The following is a 13440-nucleotide window of genomic DNA, read 5'->3' on the forward strand; positions in this document are numbered from 1 at the left end:
GGGGGCCCCACCCCGCGGGGTCCTCAGCCTACGAGGCTGGGGATCATGGTGGGTCAGGGCTGGACGTTGATCTGGCCAGCCGTGGTGTTGAGGTTGTACGAGCCGGAGAAGGTGGCGGTGTTGCCGTTGTTGACCAGGCCCGCGCAGGTGATGAAGGTCTGGCGGTTGCTGACGGTCAGCCCGGAACCGGTGCTCAGGACGGTGATCTCCTGGCCGCCCTTGCCGTTGTCCTCGTCGAAGGTGGCGTTGACCGAACCCGAGACGTTGAACGTGCAGGTGCCGTTCGGGCCCTGGATGGAGACCAGAACGTTGCTGATGTTGGTGATCGTGCCCGCGACGGCGTTGTCGTTCGCCGCGCTGGTGGCGGTACCGCTAGCCGCGTCGTAGTTGAGGCTCCAGTTCGGGTTGGTGACGGTGACGGTGGCGGGGTAGCCGTTCCAGTCGCAGGTGTTCCAGCTCGCGGAGGTGATGTTGCCGATCGGGTTGCTGCTGCCGGGGTTGACCGTGCCGCTGACGCTCGAGGTCTGGCAGGTCAGCACCTGGCCGTTGGCTGTGAGCGTGGTGTTGCCCTTGGCGGTACCGGTGATGGAGTTGCTGCCGCCGCTGTTGCTGACGGTGAAGGCGTTGGCCGGAGCGGCGATCAGGGCGAGGCCGGCGGCGGCCGCGCCCACTGCGGTGAGACGTGCAAGACGCATGAGAAGAACTCCTTGTGTTGGTGAGGGTGGCAGGACGGGCGTTCTGCCGCGACCAAGGAGGCTCCGATTCGTTCCCGTTGTCGAGAGAGTGCGGGAAGAATCCTCCCCAGATTGTCACCCACGCCACAATCTGCGCACAGCGAGGTGACAGTTATAGGCACGACGAGGTGGCAACACGGCCAGACAACGGCGGGCGGACAGGCGGCGCCTTGAATCTCGGTCGGACGAGCCGAGCGATCTCCGGTTAGCACGCAGATGACAACTTCTCGAGCCCGATGACCGCTGTCTCCCAGATCGGTGGCGTCGAGCGCGGCAGGCATGCCACGGTGGCACACGTGCGACTACGACCCGCAAGAGTCCGACGACGCTGGCTGGCGTCAGCGGCGCTGCTGCCGTTGCTGCTGCTGACACACGCGTCAGGCGCCGATGCTGCCGGAGTGTTCCCGGCCCCATGGCCGGGGCTGCCAGGCGTGCCCATTCCCGACGGATGGAACGCGAGGATGCACCTCGGCGGCTGGGGCAACGGGCTCAGCGAGGTGGCCCGAGCCCGGCAGTCGATCAAGATCCCGGCACAGGCAGCTGTGGCGAGCATTCTGGGTCTGCCGTTGGTCTCCTACCCGCGCGACGATCCGCAGGGTCGCCTTTTGACGTCGGGAGTCGAGGCGGCGCTCTTCCTCTCCTCGCCGGCTGGGGCGAAACATGGCTATGGCGTCGGGATGCCGACGGTGGTGCGCACTGTGGCTTTCGGGTCGATCCCCGTGGAGGTCGGCCTCCGAATCGAGCAAGTGCGTGACGCCGACGACCTGCCGGTCCCCTTGCGTCTCTCGCTGCCAGAGACCCGCTTCCGCGTCAGCCCGGAGAGCGATGTGGAGGGGAACTTTAGGACTGACGCCGCGATCACGGGACAGGTGCGGGTTCGGCTGACCGCCCTCTCGGTCGACGGCGTCGACGTGCGGCTGGAGGACTGCGTGTCGCCCCCCATCGAGCTGGACCTGCACGGCAACCCGAGATGGAGAAATGACCCGCTCAGCGACCCGGCGCTCCAGCCTTTCCCGGTGGGGACCACGGCGTCAGCGACGTGGCTGGCGGAGCGCGGCATCGGATGGGTCAATGGCGGCGGCATCTCGGGCCACGTCGACATCCCGCCGTTCTCGAACTGCCGCAACCGCGCAGGTGAGGATCTCTCGCCCCTGTTGACGGGAGCGGTGTCCGGGCCTGGCAATGCCGTCACCATCGGGTGGGCGTCCATCAGCGGCGATCATCCGTGCGGGACTCTCCGCCCGAACACCTCTATCCTCGGGCCGCGGGGCCCGTTCCTCGGCGACCCCTCCGACTGCGACCCCGACTTCGGTCCACCCGTGCTGGACTACCCCGAGCGCACGGACTAACACGCCAAGCAGAACGGGGTGCGGCCTACGTGGGCCGCACCCCGTTCTGTGGTGCTCAGCCGATGACGGCTGCGGTGGTGTGTGGCTGGTGTGTCGGGACTGGATGTTGATCTGGCCGGCCGTGGTGTTGAGGTTGTACGCGCCGGAGACGGTGAGGGTGTCACCGTTGTTGACCATGCCCGCGCAGGTGAGGAAATTGTTGCGGTTGCTCACGGTCAGCCCGGAGCCGGTCTTGAGGACAGTGAGCTCCTGGCCACCGTTGCCGTGGTCCTCGTCGAAGGTCACGTTGGTCGAGCCCGTGACGTTCAGCGTGCAGGTGCGTTCGGGCCGTTGTAGGTGACCAGGAACCTGCTGATGTTGGTGATCGACCCCGCGACGGCGTTGTCGTTGGCGGCGCTCGTGGCGGTGCCACTAGCGGGATTGTAGTTAAGGCTCCAGTTCGGGTTCGTGGCGGTCACCGTGATGGGGTAGCCGTTCCAGTCGGTGTTGGTGCAACTCGCAGCGGTGATGGTGGGGACCCGGTTCCTGCTGCCCGGCTTGACGGTGCCGCCCACCGTCGAGTTCTGGCAGCTCCACATCTGGCCGTTGGCCGTGAAGACGGTGACGCCCTTGGCGGTCCCGGTGACCGCGTTGCTGCCGCCACTGTTCGTGACGATGAAGGCATTGGCCGGGCCAGCGAGAGGGTCACGCAGCGGAGGCGGCGAGCACGGAGAGTGATGTGCGGTTAGGTCATGCCGCCACGTGTCGGACGGGCTCGTCGTCCACGGCCAGAACCCGGCTGCTGGGCGGACCCGTGGACGCGAAGTTGTCATCTGCGTGCTAAGAGCAACGCGATGCCGGGGCGAATGTCCGCGTTCTGCTGGACGCCGGTCCGCGACCCGCGGATTCTCGGGTGACGAACGCCACAGGAGTCACCTGCGTGGCGGTTGCACCCGAGAAGGAGAAGGACATGCAGGAAACGTGCGCCCGAAGGGGCGTGGTCGCAGGCACGGCGCTTGCCGTCGGCCTGGCGGGCCTCACGATCGGCCAGGGCGCCGCCCACGCGGGCCCACCGCTGCCCACGGCGCAGGCGGGGCCGGTCGCTAGCTGGGGGCCCGGTATCCCCGGCTTCTCCGACCCGCCGCAGCCGTCTCCCGAGCAGGCGTCGCAGGCATTCACGAAGGTCGTGGCAAACGGCGCTGTCGCGGCGATCGGCCTGACCGCCGACGGCCAGGTCGAGCAGTTCGGCGACAACACCGAGATCGGCGGCGTCAACGTGCCTGCCGACGAGCTGGCCGGGAAGACGGTCGTCGACATCGCCGGCGACGCCGTTGGGTTCGGCGGCGGCATGGCCGTCACCAGCACCGGTGACGTGGTCACGTGGAGCAGCGGCAACGAGAACTGGGCAACCGACATGCCGGAGGCCAGCGAGCTGCAGGGCAGCACCGCCGCGGCGGTCACCCAGGACGGCAACCTGGCGGCCGTGGTGAAGCAGGACGGCAGCGTACTCGTCTGGGGCAACCCCACCGGGGGCGACTTCGGCCAGAAGACGCCGCCAGCGCTGACCACCGCCACCGCCGTGTTCTTCAACGGCAGCAACTCCGTGTACGCGCTCAAGTCCGACGGCACCCTGGCCGCCTGGGGCAGGAACGAAGCCGGTGAGACGAACCTGCCGGCGGTCACGACCGACACCACGGACGAGCTGGACGTGGTCGATGTCGCCAGCGCCGGCGGCGGCAGCGCGGTGGCGCTGCTGTCCGACGGCACACTCACGGCCTGGGGTGGTCAGACGGCTGACGGTCAGGTGAACGACCCGCCGGCTGCGACCGACGGCAAGGAGATCGTGGCCCTGGCCGGGAACACGACGGTGTACTTCGCGGTCGACTCGACCGGCACGGTGCACGCCTGGGGCCAGGGCATCGGCGACATGGACCCGGCGTTCGCGACGTTGCCCGACGGCGTCGACCCCGCGAACATCACCGGCCTCTCGGCCAACGACTACTACGCCATGGCGATCGAGGCCACGTTCGGCTTCATCGCCAAGCCGACCATCTCCGGCACGGCCAAGGTCGGCCAGACGCTGACCGCCACCCCGGCGACCTTTACCGACACGCCGGACGCAGAGCCGACGGGCCAGTGGTACCGCGGCTCGGGTGAGGAGGCCGTCGCGATCGACGGCGCGACCGAGCCGACGTACGAGCCCACCGTCGACGACCTCGGCGAGGTCATCACCTACCGCAGCACCGCGACCCGCGGCGAGGCGACCGCCACGGCGACCTCCGACCCGACCGCTGAGGTCGCCAAGGCGGACTCCACGACCACGGTGTCGGCGCCCGCCACGACGTACGGCAAGGGCGCCACCGTGACGGTCGCCGTCACGGGGGCGGACAGCGGCAACGTCACCCTCTCGGGTGCCGGCGCGGCGCAGACCACGGCGGTCTCGGCCGGCAAGGCGACCTTCACGCTGCCGAACACGCTGCCGGCCGGGAGCTACACGCTGACCGCGTCCTACGCGGGCAGCGCCGCCGTCGCGGCGTCGCAGGACACCGCCAAGCTCAGCGTGGCCCGGGCCGCTGCCGGCAAGCCGGCGCTGCGGGTGATCAAGAAGCCGACCCGCAAGAAGGCCGGCAAGGCCACCATCAGCGTCGCCACTGCAGCCGGCCTGGCCAAGGCGAGCGGCAAGGTGACCGTCACGCTGAAGCTCGGCAAGAAGACCAAGCGCGCGGCCGGAACGCTCAGCAACGGCGTCGTGACGGTCAAGCTGCCCAAGCTGCCGAAGAAGGGCAAGTGGAAGGCCACCGCCGTCTACAGCGGTGACGGCAACTACCTGCCCGGCACGTCCGCGACCGTCACGGTCAAGGTCAAGTAAGGCAGTCACACGGTCCTCGGCGGCACGGCTCCCCTCGGAGCCGTGCCGCCGAGGCAGTTCTGAAGCACCTCGTGGAGGTCACGGTGAAGCGAGCCACGCTCCTGATGGCGACAGTCGGTCTTGTCGGAGCCGCCGCGGTCGGCGGCACCGCACTGGCCTCGGTATCCGACGAACGCAAGGCGAGCGAGCCCCTCGGCGCCGTGCTCGCGGCCGCACGTTCGGCCCTGCCGGCGAGCGCTGCCGACGTCCACGGCGAGCTCGGCGGCGAGCTGCTCTCGGTCGACCTGCCGGGCGACGGCTCGGCGGAGGTCGTGCTCTACGACTACGCCGCCGACCTGACCCACCAGATCACGGTGCGCGGCGGCGACGTGGTCGACAGCCAGACCGCGCGGGTCCAGCCGCCGCCGACCGCCACGGAGGCCACCGCCGCGCTCGGCATCGCGCTCGACCGGCCCTTGCCCCTGCCCTTCGCCGCCGCGTTCGCCGAGCGGCAGGGCGTGCCGCTGGTCTCGCCCGATCAGGTCAGCGTCATCGCCGGCGCCTGGACGACCGACGGCTCGGGAGCGGCCGCCGACTGTGGTCACCACCGCTGTGTGCAGCTCGTCGTCGCGACGCCCGCCGGTGACTACCTCGACACCCACGACTTCGTCGTCGACCTCAGCACCGGCACGGTGATCAACCTGGGAGCGCCACGATGACCCGCCGCGCGACCGCGGTCACCGCACTGGTCGCCCTCCTTGGCGTGATGCTCGCCCTGCCCGGCACGATCGGCCCCAGCCGAGCCGGGGCCTCCGACGACGACCTCGGCTGCCCCGACCAGCTCGTCGAGCACGATCTGCCCAACGGCGCGTCCTGGCGGCTGTGCGCCCGCATCCATCCCGTCCAGGGGCTGCGACTCGAGAGCGTCGAGTTCCGCCCTGCCACCGGCAACCGGGAGTACACCGGTTACAGGCGCGTCCTCGACGCGCTCCACCTCGCCCAGCTCAACGTGCCCTACGACGACGGCGTCACGGTCTACGACGACATCACCGACTACGGGTTCGGCGGCGACCACCTCGTCACCCAGAACGCGGACACCTGTCTGGGGCAGACCCGCCCGGTCACCTACGTCACCAGCCTGACCGCGCCCCCCAGCGTGAAGACCGTGGCGGGCATCTGCCTCGACGAGGTCGCCACCGGGCTGGCCTTCCACAGCCGCGAGTGGGGCACCGACGCCGGCCCGCGGTTCGCCGGCCAGGGCACGGCGCTCGAGATCTCCTCGCTCTCCAAGGTGAGCTGGTACGAGTACCAGCAGAAGATCACGCTCGACGACCAGGGCGGCATCGACATCGGCCTCGGCGCCACCGGCGACGTCGCGCCCGGCAACGCCCCAGGGGTCTTCTTCACCGAGCAGCCGGCGACCGGCTGGGAGCTGGGCCCGACGGTCGACGGTCACCACTACTACGCCACCTCCCACTGGCACAGCGCGATCTACCGCGTCGACTTCGGCATCGACGCCGGCGCGGAGCAGCGCGTCGAGCAGTGGGACTACGCCGCGGGCGGAACAGCTGCCAACCCGACGCTCCTCGGCACCGCGACCACCAAGACGAACGCCTTCGTCGCGTCACCCTCGGGAGAGCACGCCAGGCTCACCTGGTGGCGGGTGCTCAACGCCGACTCGCTCAACCGCGACGGCCATGCCCGTTCCTACGAGATCGTCAACGACAATCCCGTCGACATCGCCAGGCCGGTCACGAGGGTGCAGGTGGCCTTCACCAACGCCGCGGCGTGCCAGCAGTACGCGTCGTACAACCTCGACCCGGGCTGCCCGGACCAGGACATCCTCGACTACGTCGCGGGCGACACGGCGCCGCTGACGGACCCGGTCGCCTGGGTGAACGTCGGCTTCCACCACGTCGACCGCGACGAGGACCAGTCCCCGATGCACACGCACTGGCAGCACTTCCAGCTGCTGCCGCGCGACTTCTTCGCGCAGGGTCCGGCGACTCCGGACGCTCGGTCGTGTATCAACGGTCCGGGGCTGATCGACTCGAGCTCCCTGCCGTGCATCGCCACCAACACGACGGCACCGAAGGTCAGCGCCTCGACCTCGACGATCGCCGCGGGGACGGAGCTCTCGGCGACCCCGGGGACATGGAACGAGTCACGCACCACGTGGGACTTCGACTACCTGTGGTTCCGCGACGGCGAGCCGATCACCGGCGTCGACGACGACGGCGTGCCGACGGCAGCCACCGGCCCGACGTACGTCGTGGGGCCGGAGGACGTCGGTCGCTCGCTCACCGTGAAGGTCACCGCGTCGCGGCCGGGCTACGTGTCAGCAACCGCGGAGTCGGCAGCGGTGCAGGTGCCCGGTCCCACGCCGACGGCGCAGCCCACGGCCGAGCCGACCCACCAGCACGACCACGATCATGCGGTGCCGGCCGCCACCGTCATCGAGGCCGCGGCCGTCACGCGCACGCGGGCCGGCCGTCGGGGGCGGCTCGTCGTGCACGTCACCTCCCTCGCCGGTGTCCCGACGGGGCGGGTCCTGGTCCACGTCCGCGGCAAGCGGGTGGTCGGCCGACTCGTCGCCGGACGTGCGGTGCTGCGCCTGCCGGTGCTGCAGCAACCGGGCCGCTACCGCATGAGGATCAGCTATCCCGGCTCCGCCACGCTGGCGCCGTCGCAGCGCGTCGTCATGGTGAGGGTGCTGCGTCGATGACACAGCCTCGGAGGGGCTGAGGGCGCGGCGACGCCGGCCACACGACCTACGCTCCGCGCAGGTCGGGAAACAACGTCCGGAGCGCGAGGATGAACCCCATCGTGTGACGTGGGTCGGTCAGCCGGTCCTCGAACATCGCCTCCAGCTTCCGGCGCCGATGGCGGATCGTCTGTGCATGCGTTCCCAGCTGGCGGGCGATCTCGGGCGCCGACTGGCGCGTCTCCAGCATCCTCAGCAGGGTCGCCGCCAGTGCGCGGCGGTTGGCGGGCGTCTCCCGCAACAGCGGTGCGAGCAGCTCGGCGCTGGTCGCTGCAGCCAGCGCCTGGTCGGCGTTGACCCACAGATCCAGCCGATGCTCGGCGCAGCGGACCACCCGTCCGACGGGCACGACCTGCCGCTCGCGCGCCAAGGCGAGCGCGCGGCGAGCCCAGCGGTAGCCGTGCCGCGCCTCGGTGGGCGGGACCGGCCACGCCTCGGCGACGAGGCTCACACGGTCCAGCGCCAGCAGGGCCTCACGCGTGGCGGGCGCGCACGCCGGCGCGCAGACCGCCACGAGCCGGTCCCCCTCGGGCCGCAGCAGGACGTGCGGGCCGGTGCCCGGGTCGGCCCATGCCTCGGCGCCGCGCCGCTCCGCCACCAGCACCACGACGTGGTCCGGGACGTCCCAGCCGGCCCGCTCCGCCAGCTCCGCCACCGGCCGCTCGTCGTGGCGACCCATCAGCACCGCCAGCAGGACGGCGCGCGCGTCGGTGCGAGCGCGCCGAACCTCGTAGTGACCGCGCTCGACCGCCTGGCCCAGGCTCCGGAGATAGGCGGACACAGCGCTCCCGATGTCGGCGATCACGTGTCCCGCGAGGCCCTCGTGGCGTGCGAGGCGGTGGAGAAGCTCCCAGGCCACGCTGGCTGCGGCCTGGAGCGCCTGCAGCACGGGCACCACGCTCGCCCCCGATTCGGCCTGCGCCCGGCCGAACTCGTGGAAGCGGGCCGTCGCGGCACACGCCCCGCCACCCTCGAAGAAGCCGAGCACGGCCACCGCGACGGCGTCGCTGACCACCGGCCGCATCCGTTCCCGCTCGACGAGAACCGGGACCTCGACGGCGATCCGCGCGACGACCTGCTCCGGAAGCCGCCTCGCCGCCGTCCGCAGCATCGGGAGCAGGGGCGCCGGCAACTGATGGCGGACAGGGGTCTGCAGCACCTCGCGGCCACGTAGGCGGGTCGGAGCCGCACGCGACGGAAGGCTGCGTAGCTCGCTGGCTTCACGCGACGACATGTCACCTCCGGCGCAGGCCCCAGGCGCCATGCCTGCGGCACGCACGGCCATCAGGCCAGATCCAGCACGCCGCCGTACGGGATTCGCGAGGACCGGATGTTGCGGCCGGCCGTTCTTGTCACGTGGATGACAAGAACGGGTAACTCATTGAGAACATGCCTCCGGCCTACGCGGAGCGGTCAGTTGCCGGCGCGGAGCCGCGGCGTCCCGCTCGGCAGCAGCTCACTCACCGGCACCCCGAGCACCTCGCTGAGCGCCAGGAGCGTGAACAGGCGCGGGTTCATCGGCGTCCCCGGGCGGGACTCGCCCTTCTCGAACTTCTGGTAGGTGTACGCGGCGATCCCCGCCTGGTGGGCTACCTGCTCCTGGCTCAGACCCTTCGCCAGCCTGGCGCGGGCGAGATTGGCGCCGAGGGCTCGCCCGTACTCTCGGGCCGTCGGCGCCTCCTGTCGGCCCATCAGGCACCCATGGTGAGGTCAGGGGGCGAGGGCGGCAGCAGCTCGGCGACCGTCACGCCCAGCGCCTGGCTGAGCGCTATCAGGTTGACCAGGGTGGGGTTCATCGGGCCACCGGGACGAGACTGACCCTTCTCGTACTTCTGGTACTGCGTCGAGGAGATGCCAGCCATCGCAGCGACGCGCTCCTGGCTGAGCCCGCGCTCGTGCCTGATGCGCGCCAGAGTGCGACCCAGCTCGCCGGCATACGCCCCCCATTCGGCTGACAGTTCGATGCGATGCGCCACCTTTCCATCGTGGCGGCATTGCAGTACGAAGTTCTCCATACTGGTATGGGTTTCCCTGCGACGGGAGGAGTCTCCTTGGCCACTATGTCCGCCAGCGAAAGGACCGTCGGAGCCTGCTCCTACGGTCGGACTCGACGGCCCGCTCGACTCGACGACGTCACATCAGCGGAGGCATGCCGATGACGACTCCCGACCAGCCCGTGAGCTGGCTACGTGAGCACTGCCCGGCCTGGTGCGCCCGCGCGCACGAGGAGTCCGACCATCCCGAGGATCGCTATCACCAAAGCGAGCCGTGCAGCTTCCCGATCCTCGCCAGCGTGCCACCGACCGTCCCGATCGCCTCGTCACTCCAAGCGGTCGACATGGTCGTCCGGGTCTGTCGCTACCCCGGCGAGCTCGTGGAGTGGATCGCGGTCGAAGCCGCCGAGCAGCGCGCGCCACGGCTCGTCCTCACGACGGAGTCCGCCCGGCGGTTGGCCGAGTGCCTTGCCGCGCAGCTCCGCCCACTGGCGAGGTGACGGACTTGTCACGCCGATCACAAGAAAGTGGCTCCGGGGCCGATCGCGGCGATCCGAATGTCCGGGTTTCCTTGCCGGACGGTCCGCAAGTGCAGAACACTCCCGTCAATGTGACGTCCGGCACGCCTGGGGAGGGAACCAATGATGCCGAAGGACGGACGCGTGGTGAGCAGGACCACACCGTGAGCGAGGCCATCGTCGCGCCGAACGCTCCCGTCGTACCTGCCGCTGTCGTCAAGCAGCTCGAAGCCGGCATCCCGGTGCTGGCCGAGCGGGTGGCCCGGCGCGTGCAGACCGACATCGCGGCGTACGCCGGCCCGGTCGGTGGACGGCGCCGGCGCCTGATCGGTCTCGCGGTCTCCGAGGCGGCCGCGCTCTACGTCCGTCGCGTGGGCGGACGCAGAATCTCGACGGCGGGCGTCGACGACCTGTTCCGCAAGATGGGCTACGGCGAGGCGAGCGAGGGCCACAGCCTCGAGGCGCTCGAGCAGGCCCTCCGGGTCTCGGGCCGCGAGGCCTGGAACGTCCTGCAGGACGTCATCGTGGCCAGCGGGCTACCCGCCAGCACCCTCGGCTGGCTCGGCAACGAGCTCGTCGACTTCATCGACCACCTCAGCCGCCAGGCCGGGACCGGCCATGCGATGGCGGCCCGTGCCCGCGAGCGGGACGTCAGCGTGAGCCAGCAACGGTTGCTCGACGCGCTCCTCGCGGGGACCGACACCGCCGCGCTCCCCGGGCTCGCCGACCGGGCCGGATGGCCGCTGCCCGCCCACGCGGTCGTCGTCGCCGCCACGGCAGCGGACGGCATGACCTGGCCGGCCTCCGACACCCTCGCGGGCCACCCCTTGGCACAGGTCACGACGACGCAGGGCATCTTCCTCGTGGGCGCGGAGCACACCCCCGAACTGCTCACCCAGCTGCGCAACGGCGGCGCGGTCATGCTCGCGCGGTCCTGGCCGGTCGGGCTGGCCGACGTCGGGCACGCGGCCCGCTGGGCCACCCGCGCGCTCGAGCTCGTCGCGGTCGGCGCCATCCCCCGGCAGCCGGTCGTCGACTGCGCTCGCTACCGCACCCAGCTGTGGCTCCACGCCGAGCCGGCGCTGCGCCGCGAGCTGGCCCAGGAGCTGCTCAAGCCGCTGTTCGCCGAGACCCCCAACTCGCGCGAGATCCTGTCGGAGACACTGTTGGTGTGGCTCGAGACCCGCGACAGCGCCCCCGCGATCGCCGCCATCCTCGGCGTCCACCCGCAGACGGTGCGCTACCGCTGGCGCCGGATCAACGAGCTGTTCGGGGAGTCACTGCACGACCCGGAGTTCGTCGTCCAGCTGACCATGGTGCTCAAGGCGAGCGTGCCGCTGTGGGTCGCCGGCGACCAGAGCGACTTCGAGCGGTACTGGAACGAGGAGCCCGCATGACCAGCGTCCCGGCCCTGGCCGGTACCGCGGGCGGCGCCGACGACGCCTGGACCGCCCCCCTGGGCCGGCTGCGCGGCTTCGCGGCCGTCGGACTCACCGTGGCCGCGGCGCTCGCGCTCTGGAGCGCCGTTCCGGCGCTGAAGATCGATGGCGGGAGATGGGTCGCGCTCGGGCTCGACACGGTCGCGCTCGCCTGTCTGGTCCCGCTCACGGCCGCCGCGCTGCGGGCCGGCGCCAACCTGCGCGCAGCTCAGCTGCTCGCCGCGGCGGCTGCCGTCGCGACGTACGCCCTGGCCGTCGTGGCGACGGTGGCCGACGCCCCCGCGGCCGCGTTCGTCACCTCAGCACTGGTCACGTTGCTCGCGATCGTCACCGGCGTCGCCGCGTCGCTCGCCGCGCCGGTCGCCGGTCCGCGGCCCTGGCCGGCGTGGTTCGCGCCAGGCGTGCTCGCGGTGGCCCTGGCCTCCGGCATCGCCCACGGCCTGATCGGCGGCTGGGACGTAGACGCCTACCACGCAGCCGTCGGTGTGCTGGCCGCAGGCACGCCTGCTGCGCTGGTCGTCGCGCTGTCACTGCCGCTGCGACTCGGCGCCCGACGGGGCCGGAGGTCCGGCATCCGGCTGCGGCACACCGCCGCACTGCCGGCCGCCCGCAACGCCGACACCCTCGTGCTCGACGGGCTCGCGACGCTCTCCGACGGCAAGCGCGTCGCCGCGGTGACGCCGCTCGACGAGAGCCACCTGCGCAACCTGCGTTGGTTCGCCGGCGCGCTGGAGCACGCCTCCGACAACCCCATCGGCCGCGCGCTGGCCCGACTGTCGGCACGGGGCAACGTCACCGGATTCCGGGAGCACCCGGGCCTCGGTGTCAGCGGCCACGTCGACCGGCACCCGGTGCGCATCGGACAGCCCCAGTGGCTCGGACACGCCCACGACGCCGCACCCGACAGCCCCGAGGTCACGGTGGCCGTCGAGGTGGACAGCCGGCTGCTCGGGACCATCACCCTGGTCGACTCCGTACGCGAGGACGCCGCCGCGGCCGTCGCCACGCTGGCCTCCGCCGGGGTCGAGAGCGTGCTGGTCTCCGACGTCTCCGCCGCCCGGTCCGCCGCCGTGGCCGAGGCGGTCGGCGTCACGAGCGTGATCGACGGGCCGCTCACCGGCGCCGGCGATCACGCGGTGGTGCTGAGCAGCGCGGCCGAGGTGCCGGCGCTGCCCGAGACGACCCTGCTGCTCGGCCCGGCGAGCCCGCAGGTCTCGCTCGACGCCGGCGATGTCGCCACCGCCGAGAAGGCGCTGCGGCTGTGCCGTGGCGTGGACCGGGCGATCAGCGGCGGCCGCCGGCTCGCCCTGGCCTGGCACGGCGCCACCGTCGCTCTGGCAGCGACAGGGCTGCTCCCGCCGTGGGCCGCGGCCGCCCTCGCCCTGGTCGGCGCCGGCGTCACGGCCGGCGTCACCAGCACGCCGCGTTAGTCGGTTGGGGCGGTCCAGCTTGCCGTTGGTCGAGCAGTGAGGCCGGCTCCCCCGCTGGCCGAGCAGTGAGGCCGGCTTCCCCCGCTGGTCGAGCAGTGAGGCCGCCTCGCCACCTCGTTGGTCGAGCAGTGAGGCCCGCTAAGGGCCGAACGTGTCGAGACCACCACAACCCAGGCACCCGCCGTACCCGGCACCCAGCCCCACCCACCGAGGTCTCGACACGCCTCGCCTAGCGGCTCGGCGGCTCGACCAACGAAGAACGCCGCCCGGCCATGTCCCGCTGGTCGAGCAGTGAGGCCGGCTCCCCTCGCTGGTCGAGCAGTGAGGCCGCCCGCGGCCGAACGTGTCGAGACCACCGCAACCCCGGCACCCGCTGTACCCCACG

The 13440-nt window shown here is 71.4% G+C and carries 12 protein-coding genes; 7 read left to right on the forward strand and 5 right to left on the reverse strand.

The window, feature by feature from the left end; genetic code table 11:
- Nucleotides 1-53: 53 nt before the first annotated feature.
- On the reverse strand, nucleotides 54-695 hold the full coding sequence (locus VGE38_RS14485; protein WP_331143258.1) for a hypothetical protein: 642 nt from the start codon (nucleotides 693-695) through the stop codon (nucleotides 54-56).
- A gap of 275 nt (nucleotides 696-970) precedes the next feature.
- On the opposite strand from VGE38_RS14485, the gene VGE38_RS14490 reads away from it, so the two are divergent.
- Entirely contained in the window at nucleotides 971-2083 is a 1113-nt protein-coding gene (locus VGE38_RS14490) for a hypothetical protein (RefSeq protein ID WP_331143259.1), read from the forward strand.
- A gap of 305 nt (nucleotides 2084-2388) precedes the next feature.
- On the opposite strand, the gene VGE38_RS14495 is transcribed toward VGE38_RS14490, so the two are convergent.
- Entirely contained in the window at nucleotides 2389-2637 is a 249-nt protein-coding gene (locus VGE38_RS14495) for a hypothetical protein (protein ID WP_331143260.1), read from the reverse strand.
- A gap of 365 nt (nucleotides 2638-3002) precedes the next feature.
- On the opposite strand from VGE38_RS14495, the gene VGE38_RS14500 reads away from it, so the two are divergent.
- The 3 genes from VGE38_RS14500 to VGE38_RS14510 all read left to right on the forward strand — a co-directional run bounded on the left by VGE38_RS14500 (nucleotide 3003) and on the right by VGE38_RS14510 (nucleotide 7635).
- On the forward strand, nucleotides 3003-4931 hold the full coding sequence (locus VGE38_RS14500) for an Ig-like domain repeat protein (protein WP_331143261.1): 1929 nt from the start codon (nucleotides 3003-3005) through the stop codon (nucleotides 4929-4931).
- An 83-nt stretch (nucleotides 4932-5014) separates the two neighbouring features.
- The gene (locus tag VGE38_RS14505) at nucleotides 5015-5629 is read left to right on the forward strand and encodes a hypothetical protein (protein WP_331143262.1); all 615 of its coding nucleotides are present in this window, start codon (nucleotides 5015-5017) and stop codon (nucleotides 5627-5629) included.
- The gene (locus VGE38_RS14510) at nucleotides 5626-7635 is read left to right on the forward strand and encodes a copper amine oxidase (RefSeq protein ID WP_331143263.1); all 2010 of its coding nucleotides are present in this window, start codon (nucleotides 5626-5628) and stop codon (nucleotides 7633-7635) included. The genes VGE38_RS14505 and VGE38_RS14510 overlap by 4 nt, the downstream gene beginning before the upstream one ends.
- 46 nt (nucleotides 7636-7681) lie before the next feature.
- Here the strand turns inward: VGE38_RS14510 and VGE38_RS14515 are convergent, their stop codons facing one another.
- The 3 genes from VGE38_RS14515 to VGE38_RS14525 all read right to left on the reverse strand — a co-directional run bounded on the left by VGE38_RS14515 (nucleotide 7682) and on the right by VGE38_RS14525 (nucleotide 9650).
- Nucleotides 7682-8833 (reverse strand): RsbRD N-terminal domain-containing protein, encoded by a 1152-nt coding sequence (locus VGE38_RS14515; RefSeq protein ID WP_331143264.1) that lies wholly within the window; start codon nucleotides 8831-8833, stop codon nucleotides 7682-7684.
- 254 nt (nucleotides 8834-9087) lie between these two features.
- Nucleotides 9088-9366 (reverse strand): helix-turn-helix domain-containing protein, encoded by a 279-nt coding sequence (locus VGE38_RS14520; protein WP_331143265.1) that lies wholly within the window; start codon nucleotides 9364-9366, stop codon nucleotides 9088-9090.
- Entirely contained in the window at nucleotides 9366-9650 is a 285-nt protein-coding gene (locus tag VGE38_RS14525; protein ID WP_331143266.1) for a helix-turn-helix domain-containing protein, read from the reverse strand. The genes VGE38_RS14520 and VGE38_RS14525 overlap by 1 nt, the downstream gene beginning before the upstream one ends.
- A gap of 179 nt (nucleotides 9651-9829) precedes the next feature.
- On the opposite strand from VGE38_RS14525, the gene VGE38_RS14530 reads away from it, so the two are divergent.
- The 3 genes from VGE38_RS14530 to VGE38_RS14540 all read left to right on the forward strand — a co-directional run bounded on the left by VGE38_RS14530 (nucleotide 9830) and on the right by VGE38_RS14540 (nucleotide 13055).
- Nucleotides 9830-10168 (forward strand): DUF6907 domain-containing protein, encoded by a 339-nt coding sequence (locus VGE38_RS14530; protein ID WP_331143267.1) that lies wholly within the window; start codon nucleotides 9830-9832, stop codon nucleotides 10166-10168.
- A 182-nt stretch (nucleotides 10169-10350) separates the two neighbouring features.
- Complete coding sequence (locus VGE38_RS14535; RefSeq protein ID WP_331143268.1) at nucleotides 10351-11583, forward strand: PucR family transcriptional regulator; 1233 nt, start codon at nucleotides 10351-10353, stop codon at nucleotides 11581-11583.
- Complete coding sequence (locus VGE38_RS14540) at nucleotides 11580-13055, forward strand: hypothetical protein (protein WP_331143269.1); 1476 nt, start codon at nucleotides 11580-11582, stop codon at nucleotides 13053-13055. The genes VGE38_RS14535 and VGE38_RS14540 overlap by 4 nt, the downstream gene beginning before the upstream one ends.
- The last annotated feature ends 385 nt before the right edge of the window (nucleotides 13056-13440 follow it).

Source organism: Nocardioides sp. (assembly GCF_036405735.1).
Taxonomy (GTDB): Bacteria; Actinomycetota; Actinomycetes; order Propionibacteriales; family Nocardioidaceae; genus Nocardioides.

What these genes read in the sequence shown, in the direction of transcription:
- VGE38_RS14485 (WP_331143258.1), bottom strand. Translation starts at nt 695, where the DNA reads ATGCGTCTTGCACGTCTCACCGCAGTGGGCGCGGCCGCCGCCGGCCTC.
- VGE38_RS14490 (WP_331143259.1), top strand. Translation starts at nt 971, where the DNA reads ATGACCGCTGTCTCCCAGATCGGTGGCGTCGAGCGCGGCAGGCATGCC.
- VGE38_RS14510 (WP_331143263.1), top strand. Translation starts at nt 5,626, where the DNA reads ATGACCCGCCGCGCGACCGCGGTCACCGCACTGGTCGCCCTCCTTGGC.
- VGE38_RS14520 (WP_331143265.1), bottom strand. Translation starts at nt 9,366, where the DNA reads ATGGGCCGACAGGAGGCGCCGACGGCCCGAGAGTACGGGCGAGCCCTC.
- VGE38_RS14530 (WP_331143267.1), top strand. Translation starts at nt 9,830, where the DNA reads ATGACGACTCCCGACCAGCCCGTGAGCTGGCTACGTGAGCACTGCCCG.
- VGE38_RS14540 (WP_331143269.1), top strand. Translation starts at nt 11,580, where the DNA reads ATGACCAGCGTCCCGGCCCTGGCCGGTACCGCGGGCGGCGCCGACGAC.